The organism is Pseudomonas sp. BJP69 (genome assembly GCF_007633355.1).
Taxonomy (GTDB): Bacteria; Pseudomonadota; Gammaproteobacteria; order Pseudomonadales; family Pseudomonadaceae; genus Aquipseudomonas; species Aquipseudomonas juntendi.
Genome location: NZ_CP041933.1, coordinates 3,778,800 through 3,794,912, shown reverse-complemented (window position 1 = coordinate 3,794,912; position 16,113 = coordinate 3,778,800). Strand labels below are relative to the sequence as shown.

At 62.3% G+C, this 16,113-nt stretch carries 14 protein-coding genes; 9 read left to right on the top strand and 5 right to left on the bottom strand.

Going from position 1 to position 16,113, the window contains the following annotated elements:
- Window positions 1-71: 71 nt before the first annotated feature.
- Entirely contained in the window at window positions 72-512 is a 441-nt protein-coding gene (locus FPB55_RS17715) for a universal stress protein (RefSeq protein ID WP_009686273.1), read from the bottom strand.
- Between the two features lie 110 nt (window positions 513-622).
- Between FPB55_RS17715 and FPB55_RS17710 the strand changes: the two genes are divergently transcribed.
- The 7 genes from FPB55_RS17710 (at window position 623) to FPB55_RS17680 (ending at window position 8,951) form a co-directional block, all read left to right on the top strand.
- Window positions 623-1,060 (top strand): hypothetical protein, encoded by a 438-nt coding sequence (locus tag FPB55_RS17710; RefSeq protein WP_144188936.1) that lies wholly within the window; start codon window positions 623-625, stop codon window positions 1,058-1,060.
- A gap of 608 nt (window positions 1,061-1,668) precedes the next feature.
- Complete coding sequence (fadB, locus tag FPB55_RS17705) at window positions 1,669-3,816, top strand: fatty acid oxidation complex subunit alpha FadB (RefSeq protein WP_029887012.1); 2,148 nt, start codon at window positions 1,669-1,671, stop codon at window positions 3,814-3,816.
- Between the two features lie 31 nt (window positions 3,817-3,847).
- A complete protein-coding gene (fadA, locus tag FPB55_RS17700; protein ID WP_009686276.1) occupies window positions 3,848-5,023 on the top strand; it encodes an acetyl-CoA C-acyltransferase FadA in 1,176 nt (391 codons plus the stop codon).
- Between the two features lie 76 nt (window positions 5,024-5,099).
- Window positions 5,100-5,351, top strand: coding sequence for a DUF1653 domain-containing protein (locus FPB55_RS17695; RefSeq protein WP_009686277.1), 252 nt, complete (start codon window positions 5,100-5,102; stop codon window positions 5,349-5,351).
- 101 nt (window positions 5,352-5,452) lie between these two features.
- Complete coding sequence (topA, locus tag FPB55_RS17690) at window positions 5,453-8,062, top strand: type I DNA topoisomerase (protein WP_144188934.1); 2,610 nt, start codon at window positions 5,453-5,455, stop codon at window positions 8,060-8,062.
- Between the two features lie 89 nt (window positions 8,063-8,151).
- Window positions 8,152-8,667: a DUF6586 family protein gene (locus FPB55_RS17685; protein ID WP_144188931.1), complete on the top strand. Its 516-nt coding sequence runs from the start codon at window positions 8,152-8,154 to the stop codon at window positions 8,665-8,667.
- A gap of 50 nt (window positions 8,668-8,717) precedes the next feature.
- Window positions 8,718-8,951 carry a hypothetical protein gene (locus tag FPB55_RS17680; protein ID WP_009686280.1) on the top strand — a complete coding sequence of 78 codons (234 nt, stop codon included), beginning with the start codon at window positions 8,718-8,720 and terminating at the stop codon, window positions 8,949-8,951.
- Window positions 8,952-9,007: 56 nt separating this feature from the next.
- Here FPB55_RS17680 and sulA read toward each other — a convergent pair whose 3' ends face one another.
- The gene (gene sulA, locus FPB55_RS17675; RefSeq protein WP_009686281.1) at window positions 9,008-9,484 is read right to left on the bottom strand and encodes an SOS-induced cell division inhibitor SulA; all 477 of its coding nucleotides are present in this window, start codon (window positions 9,482-9,484) and stop codon (window positions 9,008-9,010) included.
- 13 nt (window positions 9,485-9,497) lie between these two features.
- Complete coding sequence (lexA, locus tag FPB55_RS17670; protein ID WP_029887015.1) at window positions 9,498-10,106, bottom strand: transcriptional repressor LexA; 609 nt, start codon at window positions 10,104-10,106, stop codon at window positions 9,498-9,500.
- 217 nt (window positions 10,107-10,323) lie between these two features.
- Between lexA and FPB55_RS17665 the strand changes: the two genes are divergently transcribed.
- Together FPB55_RS17665 and nagZ are read left to right on the top strand one after the other, a co-directional pair.
- The gene (locus tag FPB55_RS17665; protein ID WP_009686283.1) at window positions 10,324-11,031 is read left to right on the top strand and encodes a TetR/AcrR family transcriptional regulator; all 708 of its coding nucleotides are present in this window, start codon (window positions 10,324-10,326) and stop codon (window positions 11,029-11,031) included.
- A gap of 83 nt (window positions 11,032-11,114) precedes the next feature.
- On the top strand, window positions 11,115-12,113 hold the full coding sequence (nagZ, locus tag FPB55_RS17660) for a beta-N-acetylhexosaminidase (RefSeq protein WP_178097539.1): 999 nt from the start codon (window positions 11,115-11,117) through the stop codon (window positions 12,111-12,113).
- Window positions 12,114-12,213: 100 nt separating this feature from the next.
- Here the strand turns inward: nagZ and FPB55_RS17655 are convergent, their stop codons facing one another.
- Together FPB55_RS17655 and FPB55_RS17650 are read right to left on the bottom strand one after the other, a co-directional pair.
- Window positions 12,214-15,531, bottom strand: coding sequence for a DEAD/DEAH box helicase (locus tag FPB55_RS17655; protein WP_144188927.1), 3,318 nt, complete (start codon window positions 15,529-15,531; stop codon window positions 12,214-12,216).
- A gap of 4 nt (window positions 15,532-15,535) precedes the next feature.
- On the bottom strand, window positions 15,536-16,108 hold the full coding sequence (locus tag FPB55_RS17650; protein ID WP_144188925.1) for a CsiV family protein: 573 nt from the start codon (window positions 16,106-16,108) through the stop codon (window positions 15,536-15,538).
- Window positions 16,109-16,113: the final 5 nt, after the last annotated feature.

Sequence of the window (16,113 nt, the reverse complement as noted above, 5' to 3'; positions counted from 1 at the left end):
CCATAAGGCTTGAAATCCATGGTGCCTCTGTGGGAGCTGGCTTGCCGGCGGTAGGGCCGGACCAGGTCGGATCAGTCTTTCTTCTGCAAGCGTACCGCCAGCACGTCACACGGCGCACCGTGCAGCACGTCATTGGCCGTGGACCCCAACAGCAACGCCAGGCCGTGGCGGCCATGGCTGCCGACCACGATCAGGTCGCAGTGTTGTTCCTTGGCAAGCTGGTGAATTTCCTGGCGAGGTTGGCCGTAGGTCAGGTGCGAGTCGCCCCGATTAATGTCCGGGTACTTGTTGAACAACCGGTCCATGCGCTCTTTGGCCTGGTCGAACTGCTGTTGTTGCAGTTGCGACAGGTCCATCGGCACATCGCCGCCAAACGCCATGGCCATTGGCTCGACGATATGCACCAGCGATACCTTGGCGTTCGATGGGGCAGCCAAGGCCATGGCGCGCTTGATTACCGGGTCGCATTCTTCGGTCAGGTCGACCGCGACCAACAAATGTTCGTAGGGCATGAGCAGTACTCCTGACAATCGCGATAAAGGAAGTATGGTCGCTTTCGGGCGGGTCTTCCGTGAAAAATGGCTAACCAGCTCATTTGCAACGCTTTATGGAATCTACTGATATGACGGTATTGCTGGTGGTGTCAATCCTTGCGCTGATTCTCAGCCCGTTTTCCTGGTTGCGCAGTTCGCGCAAGCAGAGCGAGCAGATGAAGCTGCGCCTGGAGGCCCGACGTATGGGGTTGGCCATGCAGCTGGCGCCGCAACAGTGGCCGCACTGGCTGGAGAAGGAGCCGCCAAGTCCTTGCCCGCAGTACCACCGGGCGCGCCGCCGTGGGCACCAGAACAGCTTCAGCTACTGGCAGGTCAGCCCGGGGGTGTGGTGGAACCAGTACCGCGAACCCTGCGAAGACCCGCGCTTCGTGGAGGCACTGGCGCGCTTGCCGGCGAGCGTTTACAAGGTAGAGGCCGATGCCCGGATGATCGCGTTGTACTGGACTGAGCGGGGCGATACGGATGTATTGCAGGATGTTGCCTACGTCCTCGAAACCCTCGCCTGAGTTCAGCTAAACACGATCCCTTTAGGAGCAATTGTCTTTCTCAAAATTTGAAAAGCCTGCGCGATTCACCTGTGGGAGCGGTGAATGACCAGGTCTAATCCCCTCTCAAGACACAATGCCGCTCCTACAACGACAAAGCGGCGGCTTGGCGTACCCCTGAAGGGGTGGGGTGCCAAGTCGCCGCTTTGCGTTCTGCTTTCGCAGAAAAGGCCAGGCAGGCCGGGTATTCATTCACGCAAGTGGCAGTGTAGCCATACCCGGTCGGCGCGCAAGCGAAAATGTGCAGCGCCTGTGCAATCCCGCGGGTCGATCGCTGGCATGAATGACCGGTGATCACTGTCATCATGGTTTGCTGCGCGCACGGTACAAAATGACCGCAAAGTCGCGTTTTCTTCGTGCTCGTGAGCATTTGACAACGCAGATCTTTTCGGAGAATGTGTGCACACCCAAATCAAACGGGCGTATGAATTGAGCGTTTGTATGTCACCACGCCAAGCCATACTTCCGACTAGCGCGCTGACGGGTGTGCCTGGGCGGGGCAGCTAGGCCTGCTTCCGCTGCAGCGATCGGCGTGTACAGTTCAGCTTCCATATCGTGGAGATCAGTTGATGATTTACGAAGGTAAAGCCATCACGGTTAAGGCTCTTGAAAGTGGCATCGTCGAGCTCAAGTTCGACCTCAAGGGTGAGTCCGTCAACAAGTTCAACCGCCTGACCCTGAACGAGCTGCGCGAGGCCGTAGGCGCCATCCAGGCCGACGCCTCGGTCAAGGGCGTCATCGTCAGCAGTGGCAAGGACGTGTTCATCGTCGGCGCCGACATCACCGAGTTCGTCGACAACTTCAAGCTGCCCGAGGCCGAACTGGTCGCCGGCAACCTGGAAGCCAACCGCATCTTCAACGCCTTCGAAGACCTCGAAGTGCCGACCGTCGCGGCCATCAATGGCATCGCCCTGGGTGGCGGCCTGGAAATGTGCCTTGCCGCCGATTACCGTGTCATGTCCAGCAGCGCCAAGATCGGCCTGCCGGAAGTCAAGCTGGGCATCTACCCGGGCTTTGGCGGCACCGTGCGCCTGCCGCGCCTGATCGGTTCGGACAACGCCATCGAGTGGATCGCTGCCGGCAAGGAAAACCGCGCCGAAGACGCCCTCAAAGTCGGCGCCGTCGATGCCGTGGTTGCGCCCGAGCTGCTGCAGGCTGGCGCCATCGACCTGATCAAGCGCGCCATCAGCGGCGAGCTCGACTACAAGGCCAAACGCCAACCCAAGCTGGAAAAACTCAAGCTCAACGCCATCGAACAGATGATGGCGTTCGAAACTGCCAAGGGCTTCGTTGCCGGGCAGGCCGGGCCGAACTACCCGGCCCCGGTCGAAGCCATCAAGAGCATTCAGAAGGCCGCCAACTTCGGCCGCGACAAGGCGCTGGAAGTCGAAGCGGCCGGGTTTGCCAAACTGGCCAAGACCTCGGTTGCCGAGAGCCTGATCGGCCTGTTCCTGAACGACCAGGAGCTCAAGCGCAAGGCCAAGGCGCACGACGAAATCGCCCACGACGTGAAGCAGGCTGCCGTGCTTGGCGCCGGTATCATGGGTGGCGGCATCGCCTACCAGTCCGCGGTCAAGGGCACCCCGATCCTGATGAAGGACATCCGCGAGGAAGCCATCCAGCTGGGCTTGAACGAGGCCTCCAAGCTGCTTGGCAACCGCGTCGAAAAGGGCCGCCTGACCCCGGCCAAGATGGCCGAGGCGCTCAATGCCATTCGCCCGACCCTGTCCTATGGCGACTTTGCCAATGTCGACATCGTGGTCGAGGCCGTGGTCGAGAACCCGAAAGTCAAACAGGCGGTGCTGGCGGAAGTGGAAGGGCAGGTCAAGGACGATGCGATCCTGGCCTCCAACACTTCGACGATCTCCATCAACCTGCTGGCCAAGGCGCTCAAGCGCCCGGAAAACTTCGTCGGCATGCACTTCTTCAACCCGGTGCACATGATGCCGCTGGTGGAAGTGATCCGTGGCGAGAAGTCCAGTGAAGTGGCTGTGGCCACCACCGTGGCCTATGCCAAGAAAATGGGCAAGAACCCGATCGTGGTCAACGACTGCCCGGGCTTCCTGGTCAACCGCGTGCTGTTCCCGTACTTCGGCGGCTTTGCCAAGCTGGTCAGCGCCGGTGTCGACTTCGTGCGAATCGACAAGGTCATGGAAAAGTTCGGCTGGCCAATGGGCCCGGCCTACCTGATGGACGTGGTAGGCATCGACACCGGCCACCACGGCCGTGACGTGATGGCCGAAGGTTTCCCTGACCGCATGAAGGACGAGCGCCGCTCGGCGGTGGATGCCCTGTACGAGGCCAACCGCCTGGGGCAGAAGAATGGCAAGGGTTTCTACGCCTACGAAACCGACAAGCGTGGCAAGCCGAAGAAAGTGTTCGACGCTACCGTGCTCGACGTGCTCAAGCCGATCGTGTTCGAGCAGCGTGAAGTCACCGATGAAGACATCGTCAACTGGATGATGGTGCCGCTGTGCCTGGAGACCGTGCGCTGCCTGGAAGACGGCATCGTCGAGACCGCTGCCGAAGCCGACATGGGGCTGGTCTACGGCATTGGTTTCCCTCCCTTCCGCGGTGGTGCGCTGCGCTACATCGACTCGATCGGTGTCGCCGAATTCGTTGCCCTGGCCGATCGCTATGCCGACCTGGGGCCGCTGTACCACCCGACCGCCAAGCTGCGCGAAATGGCCAAGAATGGCCAGCGCTTCTTCAACTGAGCGGTCAACGAGCTAGAGCGAGAGATTTGATATGAGCCTGAATCCAAGAGACGTGGTGATTGTCGACTTCGGTCGCACGCCGATGGGCCGCTCCAAGGGTGGCATGCACCGCAACACCCGCGCCGAAGACATGTCGGCGCACCTGATCAGCAAGCTGTTGGAGCGCAACGGCAAGGTCGACCCCAAAGAGGTCGAGGACGTGATCTGGGGCTGCGTCAACCAGACCCTGGAGCAGGGCTGGAACATCGCCCGCATGGCTTCGCTGATGACGCAGATCCCGCACACTTCCGCTGCGCAAACCGTCAGCCGCCTGTGCGGCTCGTCGATGAGCGCGCTGCACACCGCCGCCCAGGCCATCATGACCGGCAACGGCGATGTGTTCGTGGTCGGCGGCGTGGAGCATATGGGCCATGTCAGCATGATGCACGGCGTGGACCCTAACCCGCACCTGTCCTTGCATGCCGCCAAGGCTTCCGGGATGATGGGCCTCACTGCAGAAATGCTCGGCAAGATGCATGGCATCACCCGTGAGCAGCAGGACCTGTTTGGCTTGCGTTCGCACCAGTTGGCCCACAAGGCTACGGTCGAAGGCAAGTTCAAGGATGAAATCATCCCGATGCAGGGCTACGACGAGAACGGCTTCCTGAAGGTGTTCGATTACGACGAAACCATTCGCCCGGAAACCACCCTCGAAGGCCTGGCGTCGCTCAAGCCGGCATTCAACCCCAAAGGGGGCACGGTTACGGCCGGTACTTCGTCGCAGATCACCGACGGCGCGTCGTGCATGATCGTCATGTCTGGCCAGCGCGCCATGGACCTGGGTATACAGCCGTTGGCGGTAATCCGCTCGATGGCGGTGGCAGGTGTGGATCCGGCGATCATGGGCTACGGCCCGGTGCCATCGACCCAGAAAGCCCTCAAGCGTGCCGGGTTGACCATGGCAGACATCGACTTCATCGAGCTCAACGAAGCCTTCGCTGCGCAGGCCTTGCCAGTGCTGAAAGATTTGAAAGTGCTCGACAAGATGGATGAGAAGGTTAACCTGCACGGCGGCGCCATCGCTTTGGGGCACCCGTTCGGTTGCTCTGGGGCACGTATTTCCGGCACCCTGCTCAATGTCATGAAGCAAAATGGCGGTACCCTGGGGGTGGCGACCATGTGCGTCGGCCTCGGCCAAGGTATCACCACTGTCTTCGAACGCGTCTGATCGCGCCGCTGGACAGCAACCGGGGCCTTGTGCCCCGGTTTTGTTTTTTCAGGTTTTATTCAGGAGGGTGTGCAACATGCAGATACAGCCAGGCGTCTACCGGCATTACAAAGGGCCTGAGTACCGTGTCTTCAGCGTTGCGCGGCACTCCGAGAGCGAAGAGTGGATGGTTTTCTACCAGTGCCTGTATGGTGACTACAGCTTCTGGGTGAGGCCACTTTCGATGTTCCAGGAGTCCGTCGAGGTTGACGGCGAGCAGGTGCCACGCTTTGCTTTGGTCAAGGCCGAAGAGGGGCTGCCCGGGTTGCTGGGCAACTCGCACGCATGATCGTTCGAACTTGACCTCACACTTTTGCCACTATATATAGCGGTGCCGCGTGTCGGCACCTGACGCGTTTTTCATCTTCAGATTCAGGAATACTCCGATCCATGGGCAAATCGCTGGTCATTGTGGAATCCCCGGCCAAGGCCAAGACCATCAACAAGTACCTGGGCAACCAGTACGTGGTGAAGTCGAGTATCGGCCATATCCGAGACCTCCCCACCAGCGGTTCGGCCAGCGCAAGCAAAGAGCCGGCCGCCAAGCGTGGTAAGGCTGCGGGTGAGGCCCCGGCACTTTCACCCAAGGAAAAGGCCCGTCGCCAGCTGGTGTCGCGCATGGGTGTCGACCCCGACCACGGCTGGAAAGCCAAGTACGAGATCCTGCCTGGCAAGGAAAAGGTGATCGAAGAGCTGCGCCGCCTGGCCAAGGATGCCGACACCATCTATCTCGCAACCGACTTGGACCGCGAAGGGGAAGCCATTGCCTGGCACCTGCGCGAGGCCATCGGTGGTGACGAGGCCCGCTACAAGCGCGTGGTGTTCAACGAAATTACCAAGAAGGCGATTCAGGAAGCCTTCTCGCAACCGGGCGAGCTGGACATCGACCGGGTCAACGCCCAGCAGGCTCGGCGTTTCCTTGACCGTGTGGTGGGCTACATGGTGTCGCCGCTGTTGTGGGCCAAGATTGCCCGTGGCCTGTCTGCCGGTCGCGTGCAGTCGGTAGCGGTCAAGCTGGTGGTAGAGCGCGAGCGTGAAATTCGCGCGTTCATCCCCGAAGAATACTGGGAAATCCACGCTGACCTCGGCACCGCGAAAAACGCCAAGGTGCGTTTCGAAGTGGCGCGCGAAAATGGCGAGGCGTTCAAGCCGCTGAACGAAGCCCAGGCCATGGCCGCGCTGGAGAAGCTCAAGGCTTCCAGCTACAGCGTGGTCAAGCGCGAAGACCGCCCGACCAGCAGCAAGCCGTCGGCACCGTTCATTACCTCCACCCTGCAGCAGGCCGCCAGCAACCGCCTGGGCTTCGGTGTGAAGAAGACCATGATGATGGCCCAGCGCTTGTACGAAGCTGGCTACATCACGTACATGCGTACCGACTCGACCAACCTGTCGGCCGATGCCCTGGACATGGCCCGCAGCTACATCGAGCGTGAGTTCGGCAAGCAGTACCTGCCGGATGCACCGCTGGTCTACGGCAGCAAAGAAGGCGCCCAGGAAGCGCACGAAGCGATTCGCCCGTCGGACGTGAATACACACCCGACCAAGCTCAGTGGCATGGAGCGCGATGCCGAGCGCCTGTACGAGCTGATCTGGCGCCAGTTCCTGGCTTGCCAGATGCCGCCGGCGCAGTACCTGTCTACCAGTGTCACCGTGGCTGCCGGCGATTTCGAGCTGCGCGCCAAGGGCCGTATCCTGAAGTTCGACGGTTATACCCGTGTGCTGCCACAGCAGAGCAAACCGGGTGAAGACGACGTACTGCCGGAAATGGTCCAGGGCGAAGCGCTGAAGTTGCTGCAGATCGACCCGAGCCAGCACTTCACCAAGCCGCCGGCACGCTTCACCGAAGCCAGCCTGGTAAAGGAAATGGAAAAGCGCGGCATCGGTCGCCCGTCGACCTACGCGGCGATCATCTCCACCATCCAGGACCGGGGTTATGTGACCCTGCACAACCGCCGCTTCTACTCCGAGAAAATGGGCGACATCGTCACCGAGCGCCTGTCGGAAAGTTTCTCCAACCTGATGGACTACGGCTTTACCGCCGACATGGAGGAGAACCTCGACGACGTGGCCCAGGGCGAGCGTGACTGGAAGAACGTGCTCGACGAGTTCTATGGCGACTTCAGCAAGAAGCTGCAGACGGCCGAGTCGAGCGAAGACGGCATGCGCGCCAACCAGCCGACCATGACCAACATTCCGTGCAAGGAATGTGGCCGGCCAATGATGATTCGTACTGCTTCCACTGGGGTATTCCTTGGCTGCTCTGGCTACAGCCTGCCGCCGAAAGAGCGTTGCAAGGCGACCGTCAACCTGGTGCCCGGCGATGAGATCGCTGCGGACGACGAGGGCGAGTCCGAGTCGCGGGTGCTGTTGGGCAAGCACCGTTGCCCGATCTGCGCCACGGCGATGGATGCCTACTTGCTGGATGAGAAGCACAAGCTGCACATCTGCGGTAACAACCCGGACTGCCCTGGCTACGAAATCGAAGAAGGCAACTACCGCATCAAGGGTTACGAAGGGCCAAGCCTGGAATGCGACAAGTGCGGTAGCGAGATGCAACTGAAGACCGGCCGGTTCGGCAAGTTCTTCGGCTGCACCAACCCGGCTTGCAAGAACACCCGCAAACTGCTGAAAAGCGGTGAGGCAGCGCCACCGAAGATGGACAAGGTGGACATGCCTGAGCTCAAGTGCGAGAAGGTGGACGACACCTACGTGCTGCGCGATGGCGCCTCGGGGTTGTTCCTGGCGGCCAGCCAGTTCCCCAAGAACCGCGAAACCCGGGCACCACTGGTCATGGAAATCGTGCCGCACAAGCACGAGATCGACCCGAAGTACCACTTCCTGTGCGATGCGCCGCAGAAGGACCCGGACGGCCGCCCTGCAGTGATCCGCTACAGCCGCAAGACCAAGGAGCAGTACGTGCAGTCCGAGGTTGATGGCAAGCCTACCGGCTGGAAGGCGTTCTACGACGGTGGCGCGTGGAAGGTAGAAGACAAGCGCTGAGCCTTCAGTGCTGTAATTGGGGCCGCTTAGCGGCCCCAATCATTTATGATGCAGAAACTTGCCTTGCAGCCTGAAGGGAGGGCACAGAAATGGCCCAGGAAACCTACACCCGCACCAACCAGAAACTGTTCTTTGCCTGCCTCGCCCTCGAGGCCATGGCCAAGGCCGAGCAAAGCCAGGCCATGAATGCCCAGGGCCTGGTACAGGCCGAGCGCGAGTCGGCGCTGTTTCACCTGTACGGCGCGCTACTGGGCATGTGCCATGAAATTGGTGCTTTCTACCGCCTGCCGGTGGTGGCAACTGTGGAGCTGGCGCTGGCCGACGACAGCCTGAACGGTATTGCCATCCCCGAGGTGGCCGAGCTGCTGGAGCTGGCGCGCCAGCGTGAAACGTGGCTGGCGCAAATGCTCAGTGCTTATGCCGATTTGTTCCGACCACCTGTCGCCAGGAAAGCGCCAAAAACCGATGTTACTCAGCCGCTGATCCAAGCCGTGAACCTTGACGAGCCCGAGCAACCAGCGTTGTCCCGCGCCGAGCTGGAAAGCTGGCGCAATAACCTCAAAGGCCTGGTCAGGCGTTTTCGCGACGCGTTGAGTGAGTGCTGATCGCGGCAACGGCTGATACAATACTGGCCTTTCGCGGAGAACTGCCATTTATGTCTACGTCTTTTCTGGAAATTGTCGAGTTGCCTGATGGCCGCATCGAACTGCGTCGCGCCGAGGATGAAGGCTCACTGGTAACCTTGGATTTCTCGGAAGACGCCAAGGTATTTCTGCAGGGTCAGCATGTTGAAGTGGCCAAGGCCATGCTCAGCGTGGGTGTGCAGATGGCCGGTCGCCTGATGGAAGGTGAGGCTGAGCGTGATGAAGGGCCGCGGGTGCTGCACTGAACCCTGAGGGTGCAGCAGGTGGCTGGCGTTTTGAAGTAATAGGCAAAGCCTGAACATCAGCCGAGGCGGATGTTCAGGCTTTGTGCATTTCCGGTAGTGGCTGCCCGTAGCAGTTGCTGGCGGGCAGTAGCATTCACGCTACCCAGCCAGCTGACCACTGTGTGGCTAAGGCCCAGGCGCAGGGCTTCGCAGGCCAGCTGCAATGGGCTCTGATTGCTACGGGGTTGCAGCAGCAGGATCCGTTCACGGTTGAGGCCTGCGTCGCGCAGCCAGGCCTGGGTCAGGCTCGACGGCGGCGCGATCAGGGTCAGCCAGCGGGTTTCGTCTTCTTCGCTCAGCTCACGCAGTACGGGTGCCAGCAGGTTTTGGCAGTGCCCTTGGGCGCCACGCAGCGACAGTTCGCTGAAAAGCTCGGGGTCGCTGTGCTTGCGTGCCAGTTCGCTGGCCTTTAAGCCAGGAAGTACGGGTTGGGCAAGGAATGCTTCGAACAACGGCAACTGGGCTTGCTCGGGTACGTGAATGAACTGCTGCATGACGCCTCCTGGATCAGCGGCGAATGACGCCGACGCTCAAGCCCTCGATCACCAGTTCCTGTTCTTTCAGGTCGACTTCGATAGGGGCGAATTCGGGGTTTTCGGCCAGCAGCCAGACTTTGCTGCCTTCGCGCTTGAAGCGCTTGACGGTTACTTCGTCGCCGATGCGGGCCACCACGATCTGGCCGTTGCGTGCTTCACGGCAGGTGTGTACTGCCAGCAGGTCGCCGTCCAGGATACCGACGTCCTTCATGCTCATGCCGTGCACGCGCAGTAAATAGTCGGCCTGGGGGTGGAAGAACGCGGGGTTGATGTTGCACGATTGCTCGATGTGCTGCTCGGCAAGGATCGGTGCACCGGCAGCCACACGGCCGATGATGGGCAGGCCGCTTTCTTCGGCCTTGGCTTCGAAGCCCGGGATGCGGATGCCGCGGGATGCACCTGGGGTCATTTCGATGGCACCCTTGCGGGCGAGGGCCTTGAGGTGTTCTTCGGCAGCGTTGGGCGATTTGAAACCCAGTTCCTGAGCGATCTCGGCACGTGTGGGCGGGAAACCGTTGTCTTCCAGGCAACGCTTGATGAACGCGAGAATTTCGGCTTGGCGTGGCGTCAGTTTCAGCATGTTGGGCGCTCTGGCTTTTTGTACAGTGACTGTGATTATATACAGTACTGGATAAGCTTCAAGCCACACGTTGCAAGAAAAGTCGAACGCCCCCTCCCGGAGGCACGACGCGCGCTGTTTTCCAACGGCGACCGCCCGGTCACCGAGCCTTGACAGATGCAGGGCTGAAACGTATGTTTCAAACAACTGTTTGTCTGGCGGAGTAGTCGGAGTAGTCATGGCCCAATCGGAAACCGTTGAACGCATTCTCGATGCTGCCGAGCAGCTGTTCGCGGAAAGGGGGTTCGCTGAAACCTCGCTGCGGCTGATTACCAGCAAGGCCGGGGTCAACCTGGCGGCGGTCAACTATCACTTCGGTTCCAAAAAAGCGCTTATCCAGGCTGTGTTCTCGCGCTTCCTGGGCCCGTTCTGCGCCAGCCTCGAGCGTGAACTGGAACGCCGCCAGGCCAAGCCCGAGCACAAGCCAAGCCTGGAAGAGCTGCTGGAAATGCTGGTGGAGCAGGCATTGGCCGTGCAGCCGCGCAGCAACAACGACCTGTCGATCTTCATGCGGCTGCTGGGCCTTGCCTTCAGCCAGAGCCAAGGGCACTTGCGGCGCTACCTGGAAGACATGTACGGCAAGGTGTTCCGCCGCTACATGCTGTTGGTCAACGAGGCGGCTCCCCGTATTCCGCCGCTGGAGCTGTTCTGGCGCGTGCACTTCATGCTGGGGGCGGCCGCGTTCAGCATGTCCGGCATCAAGGCCCTGCGGGCCATCGCCGAAACCGACTTCGGTATCAATACGTCCATCGAACAGGTCATGCGCCTGATGGTGCCGTTCCTGGCGGCCGGCATGCGGGCCGACAGTGGCGTCACCGACCCGGCCATGGCCACTGCACAGCTGCGCCCACGCACCAAGAGCAGCGCCGCCACGGCCAAGGCCTGAAGGCTGGGCGCGGCGGGGCGCTTGGGCTAAGCTAGCGCCGCTTCTGTTCAGTCTTCAATTAAGGAATACCCATGACCGTCAGTCTGCAAGGCTCCCTGATGGTGGACATCGCCGGTAAATGGCTGACCGCCGAAGACCGTCACCTGCTGCGCCAGCCCGAAGTGGCCGGCCTGATCATCTTCGCCCGCAATATCGACAGCCCGCGCCAGGTGCGTGAGCTATGCGCATCCATCCGCGCCATACGCCCCGATCTGATTCTGGCGGTGGACCAGGAGGGCGGCCGTGTGCAACGCCTGCGCCAGGGCGTTGTGCGCCTGCCCGCCATGCGCGCGCTGGCCGACAACGACAACGCTGAATACCTGGCCGAGCAGTGTGGCTGGCTGATGGCGACCGAAGTGCTGGCAGTGGGCCTGGACCTGAGCTTCGCTCCGGTGCTTGACCTTGATCACCAGCGCAGTGCCGTGGTGGGCAGCCGCGCCTTCGAGGGCGACCCGCTGCGTGCGACGCAGTTGGCCGGGGCGTTCATCCGCGGCATGAATGCCGCCGGCATGGCGGCCTGCGGCAAGCACTTCCCGGGGCATGGCTGGGCCGAGGCCGATTCGCACGTGGCCATTCCCACCGATGAGCGCAGCCTTGCGCAACTGCGCCAAGCCGACCTTGTACCGTTCAGCCGCCTGAGCGGGCAATTGGCGGCGGTGATGCCGGCGCATGTCATCTACCCGCAGGTGGACGACCAGCCGGCCGGCTTCTCGCGCCGCTGGCTGCAGGACATTCTGCGTGGCGAGCTGGGCTTTGACGGGGTGATCTTCAGTGATGACCTGTCGATGGCCGGTGCCCATGTGGTGGGCGATGCGGCCAGCCGTATCGAGGCGGCATTGTCTGCCGGCTGCGACATGGGCCTGGTTTGCAATGACCGCGCGGCGGCAGAGCTGGCACTGAGCGCAGCGCAGCGCATGCAGGTCAGGCCCTCGCCGCGTATCGCCCGGATGCGCGGGCAGGGCTTTGCACGTACCGACTATCGCCAGCAGCCACGCTGGCTGGCGGCGTTGGGCGCGTTGAAAGAGGCGCAGCTGGTCGACTGACTTGTCGCCGCTGGAGCGGGTTGCTGGTTGCCAGTGAGATCGCCGCCCGCGCGGCGCTCGGCCTCACTGCCAGCCAACCCTCACGGCCGACCCGAGGGCATCAGCGCCCACGCTTGCCTGGCAACGGTGCAAACAGGGCATCGATCTCTTCATCCCCCAGCCGCCACTGCCCAGCCTGGCCGCCATCGAGCAGGCTCGCCGCCAGCGCGGCCTTCTCCTGCTGCAGTGCCTGTATTTTCTCTTCCACCGTGCCGCGGGTAATCAGCTTGAACACGAACACCGGTTTGTCCTGGCCTATACGGTAGGCGCGGTCGGTGGCCTGGTTTTCGCTGGCCGGGTTCCACCAGGGGTCGAAGTGGATCACCGTGTCTGCCGCCGTCAGGTTCAGGCCCACGCCACCGGCCTTCAGGCTGATCAGGAACACCTCGCTGTCACCCTGCTGGAACTGCTGCACCGGCGTACGCCGGTCGCGGGTATCGCCGGTGAGCAGGCTGTAGCGGATCTGGCGCTTTTGCAGTTCCTGCTCGATCAGTGCAAGCATCGACGTGAACTGCGAAAACAGCAGTACCCGGCGGCCTTCGCTGAGCAGCTCATCGAGCATTTGCAGCAGTGCCCCCAGCTTGCCCTTGTCGGCCTGGTTACCCTTGCTCTCCACGCCTTTTACCAGGCGCAGGTCGCAGCACACCTGGCGCAGCTTGAGCAGCGCGTCGAGGATCACGATCTGGCTGCGCGCGGCACCGTTGCGGGCAATTTCATCGCGGACTTTCTTGTCCATGGCCACGCGTACCGCTTCGTAGGTGTCGCGCTGGGCGTCGCTGAGCTCGACCCAGTGCACCATCTCGGTTTTGGCCGGCAGCTCGGTGGCCACCTGCTCCTTGGTGCGGCGCAACAGGAACGGCCGGACGCGGTTGGCCAGGTGGGCCATGCGCTCGCTGTCACCGTGGCGCTCGATCGGCGTGCGGTAGTCCTGGTTGAAGCGCTTCAGTTCACCCAGCCAGCCGGGCATCAGGAAGTGGAAGATCGACCACAGTTCGCCCAGGTTGTTTTCCATCGGCGTGCCGGTCAGGCACAGACGCTGGGTGGCCTGCAGTTCGCAGGCGGCCAGGGCCGCCTTGCTGGTACTGCTTTTGATGTTCTGTGCCTCGTCCAGCACCAGCAAGTGCCACGCGTGCGCGCGCAGGTGCTGCAGGTCGCGGGGCAGCAGCGCATAGGTGGTGAGGACCAGGTCGTAGTCGCCCAGCTTGGCAAAATGCTTGCTGCGCCCTGGCCCGTGCAGGGGCAGTACACGCAGGTCGGGGGCGAAGCGTGCGGCTTCGTCCAGCCAGTTGGGTATCAGGCTGGTCGGCATCACGACCAGGGCTGGGCTGACGAGGCGCCCGCTTTCCTTTTCCAGCAGCAGGTGAGCCAAGGCTTGCAGGGTCTTGCCCAAGCCCATGTCGTCGCCCAGAATGCCGCCGGTACCCATTTCGCGCAGGGCCTGCAGCCAGTTCAGGCCTTGCTGCTGGTAGGCGCGCAGGCTGGCCCGCAGCGCGACTGGCGGTGCGACCTGCAGGTCACGCGCGTCACGCAGGCGGCGCCCCAGGTCGCGCACATGCTCGCCACCTTGCCAATGCAGCGGCATGCCTTCGATCTGGTTCAGGCGCGCGGCGTCGGCGCGGTCCAGGCGCAGGGCCGGGCCTACGCTGGCTTCGTGCAGGTACAGCTCGCCCAGGGTGCCCATCACCGCCTTGATACGGCCATAGGGCAGGGCGACGCGCAAGGGCGAGGCATCCAGGCGGCCGCGGTTCAGGTCGATCAGCAGGTGCTCGTCGTCACTGCGCCGGGCCAGTTCGCTGGGGCGTAACAGCTCTGGGCTGCTGCGCAGCAATTGCAGCACGATCGGCAACAGGCTGTGGCGCTGGCCATCGACCACGATGCCCAGTTCCAGGTCGAACCATTCATGGCCCGGCGCTTCGTCGATGGTCGCGTACCAGTCTTCCACCTCTTGCAGGTCGAAGGCGAAATCGCGGTGGGTATCGATGGCCCAGCCGGCTTCGCGCAGGCGTGGCAGGCCTTCGCGGGCAAAGTGCAGCCAGGCTTCGTCGTCGGGCAGTTGATACATTTCCCCGGCACTGTCGGGCAATGCCTTGCTCTGCCGGGTTGCAGGCCTGAAGCCGAAGTCCCGCAGCACCTTGCGCAGGGCTTGTTCAGCCTGGGGCTGGCGGCGGATGCGCTGGCTGGTGTTGCCTGCAAGGCGGGTCAGCGGCTTGTCGTCGCTACCGCTGGCTTGCAGGCCGTCATAGTCGAATGCCAATGCGGCGCGATGTTGCATCTGCCGTTGCATGCGCCCGGTTTTCGGCACGTAGGCGGTGTACTCGAGGCTGCCGAGGGCCAGCAGGGCCTGTGGCTGTATGTCCTCGATCACTTGCTCTCGCACGGGGGCTGGGGTCGGCACCTTGTGGCTCAGGGCATTGAGCTTGTGGCTCAGGGGGACGACAAGGTGTTCCGGCACATCGGGGGCGATGGTCAGTTGCACGGCCACATGCGGGTCAAGGGTGTGTTCGACCTTGCCCACCTCTTGCGCCTGCACATCGAAGTAGTACAGCGGCAGCAGCGGGATGACGCAGCGCAGCGGTTCCTCACCGCTGTACCACAGCCCGCGGTAGTTGCCATTGCCCTGGCGTACCCAGCGGAACTCGGCTGGGCGCGTCGGGCCTTCGTGCAGCAGGGGCATGTTGACGTCGAACAGCATGCGCCCGGTTTCCAGTGCGCGCTGGAACAGTTCCCCGCCTTCCTGGCCTTTGAGTTGGTAGCCGCGGTCCTGGCCGGCCCCCTGGTTCAATGCCGCAAGCAGGCGCAGGATGCGCGTGTCCTGGTCGGTGACGAAGCGCGGCGGCTCGTAGAGAAAATCGTAAAGCGACTGCACCCGGCTGAAGCGGATGCCGTCCTCGCTGCGTGTGCCTTTGCGCACCAGCAGCGTGCAGCCGGCAGTATCGGTCAGTTGCAGCTGGTAGCAGACCATGCGCCCGCGTTTGTCATCGGCTGCGCCGGTCTGGGCCGGCGGCTGCTCCAGGCCACTGAGCCAGTGCTGCAGTTCGGCCGACAGCGTACCCGGCGGGCTTTGCACAGGCTCGGTACTGATGGTGGGGCCGCTGAGGGTGAACAGTACCGCAGCGCAATGCTTGCAGTTTTGGCGTACCGGGCAGTCGCACTCACCCTCGACGTGGCAGCGGCCGCCTGCAATGTGCAGTTCGATGGTTTGCTGGTAGACATTGTCGCCGCTGCCTTCGCACCGGGCGGTGATGGTCTGGCGATAGATAGCGTCCAGTTCTACCCGGCCTTCATCGGCATAGCGTTCTGCGCGCTGCAGGGTGGCCTTGCTGAACGACTGGGTCCAGTTCGGGTATTGATTCACCAACTCGACGGCATCTGGCTTCATGCGCTTACTGCTCCATCATCTCCGGGTCCATGGCCGGCATTTTCGGCGTGCCCGGTGGCGTGATCTTCAGCAGTACCGCCAGGTGCCCACCGTCGAGGAAGGTCAGCTGCCCACCTTTGACGTTACTGTTGCTTTGCTTGAACTGCTCGCTTTGCAGCACGCTGCCGTTGCCATCCAGCTGGTTGACCCAGAAGTTGGCCTCTACCGCGATAAAGCGCGCTTGGGCAATGCTCAGGTTGCCTTCGATAGGGAAATGGCCGAATTGCTCGGTGCCTTCGCCCAGGGCGATGCGGCTGGGTTGGTCGCCCACCTGTTGCCGCCAGGCCTTGTGCATCAGCACGGTGTAGTCTGCGGTCGCTTCCAGGCGGGTGGCTTCGTCTTCCAGCGCCGGGCGTTGCTCGGCGTCTTTGTGCAGGCGCGCAGCACCGCCGCTCCAGTCTTCCGGTGCGAACGGGCTGGTAAAGGCGGGCACGCTGTTCTGCCGCACCAGAATCATTTCTACCTGATACAGGCCTTCGGCGAAGGCGGCTGGCGCGAACAGCGCCAGCAGCAGGGTCAGGCAACGGATGGCACGCATGAATC

What these genes read in the sequence shown, in the direction of transcription:
- FPB55_RS17715 (WP_009686273.1), bottom strand. Translation starts at nt 512, where the DNA reads ATGCCCTACGAACATTTGTTGGTCGCGGTCGACCTGACCGAAGAATGC.
- FPB55_RS17710 (WP_144188936.1), top strand. Translation starts at nt 623, where the DNA reads ATGACGGTATTGCTGGTGGTGTCAATCCTTGCGCTGATTCTCAGCCCG.
- fadB (WP_029887012.1), top strand. Translation starts at nt 1,669, where the DNA reads ATGATTTACGAAGGTAAAGCCATCACGGTTAAGGCTCTTGAAAGTGGC.
- fadA (WP_009686276.1), top strand. Translation starts at nt 3,848, where the DNA reads ATGAGCCTGAATCCAAGAGACGTGGTGATTGTCGACTTCGGTCGCACG.
- FPB55_RS17695 (WP_009686277.1), top strand. Translation starts at nt 5,100, where the DNA reads ATGCAGATACAGCCAGGCGTCTACCGGCATTACAAAGGGCCTGAGTAC.
- topA (WP_144188934.1), top strand. Translation starts at nt 5,453, where the DNA reads ATGGGCAAATCGCTGGTCATTGTGGAATCCCCGGCCAAGGCCAAGACC.
- FPB55_RS17685 (WP_144188931.1), top strand. Translation starts at nt 8,152, where the DNA reads ATGGCCCAGGAAACCTACACCCGCACCAACCAGAAACTGTTCTTTGCC.
- FPB55_RS17680 (WP_009686280.1), top strand. Translation starts at nt 8,718, where the DNA reads ATGTCTACGTCTTTTCTGGAAATTGTCGAGTTGCCTGATGGCCGCATC.
- sulA (WP_009686281.1), bottom strand. Translation starts at nt 9,484, where the DNA reads ATGCAGCAGTTCATTCACGTACCCGAGCAAGCCCAGTTGCCGTTGTTC.
- lexA (WP_029887015.1), bottom strand. Translation starts at nt 10,106, where the DNA reads ATGCTGAAACTGACGCCACGCCAAGCCGAAATTCTCGCGTTCATCAAG.
- FPB55_RS17665 (WP_009686283.1), top strand. Translation starts at nt 10,324, where the DNA reads ATGGCCCAATCGGAAACCGTTGAACGCATTCTCGATGCTGCCGAGCAG.
- FPB55_RS17655 (WP_144188927.1), bottom strand. Translation starts at nt 15,531, where the DNA reads ATGAAGCCAGATGCCGTCGAGTTGGTGAATCAATACCCGAACTGGACC.
- FPB55_RS17650 (WP_144188925.1), bottom strand. Translation starts at nt 16,108, where the DNA reads ATGCGTGCCATCCGTTGCCTGACCCTGCTGCTGGCGCTGTTCGCGCCA.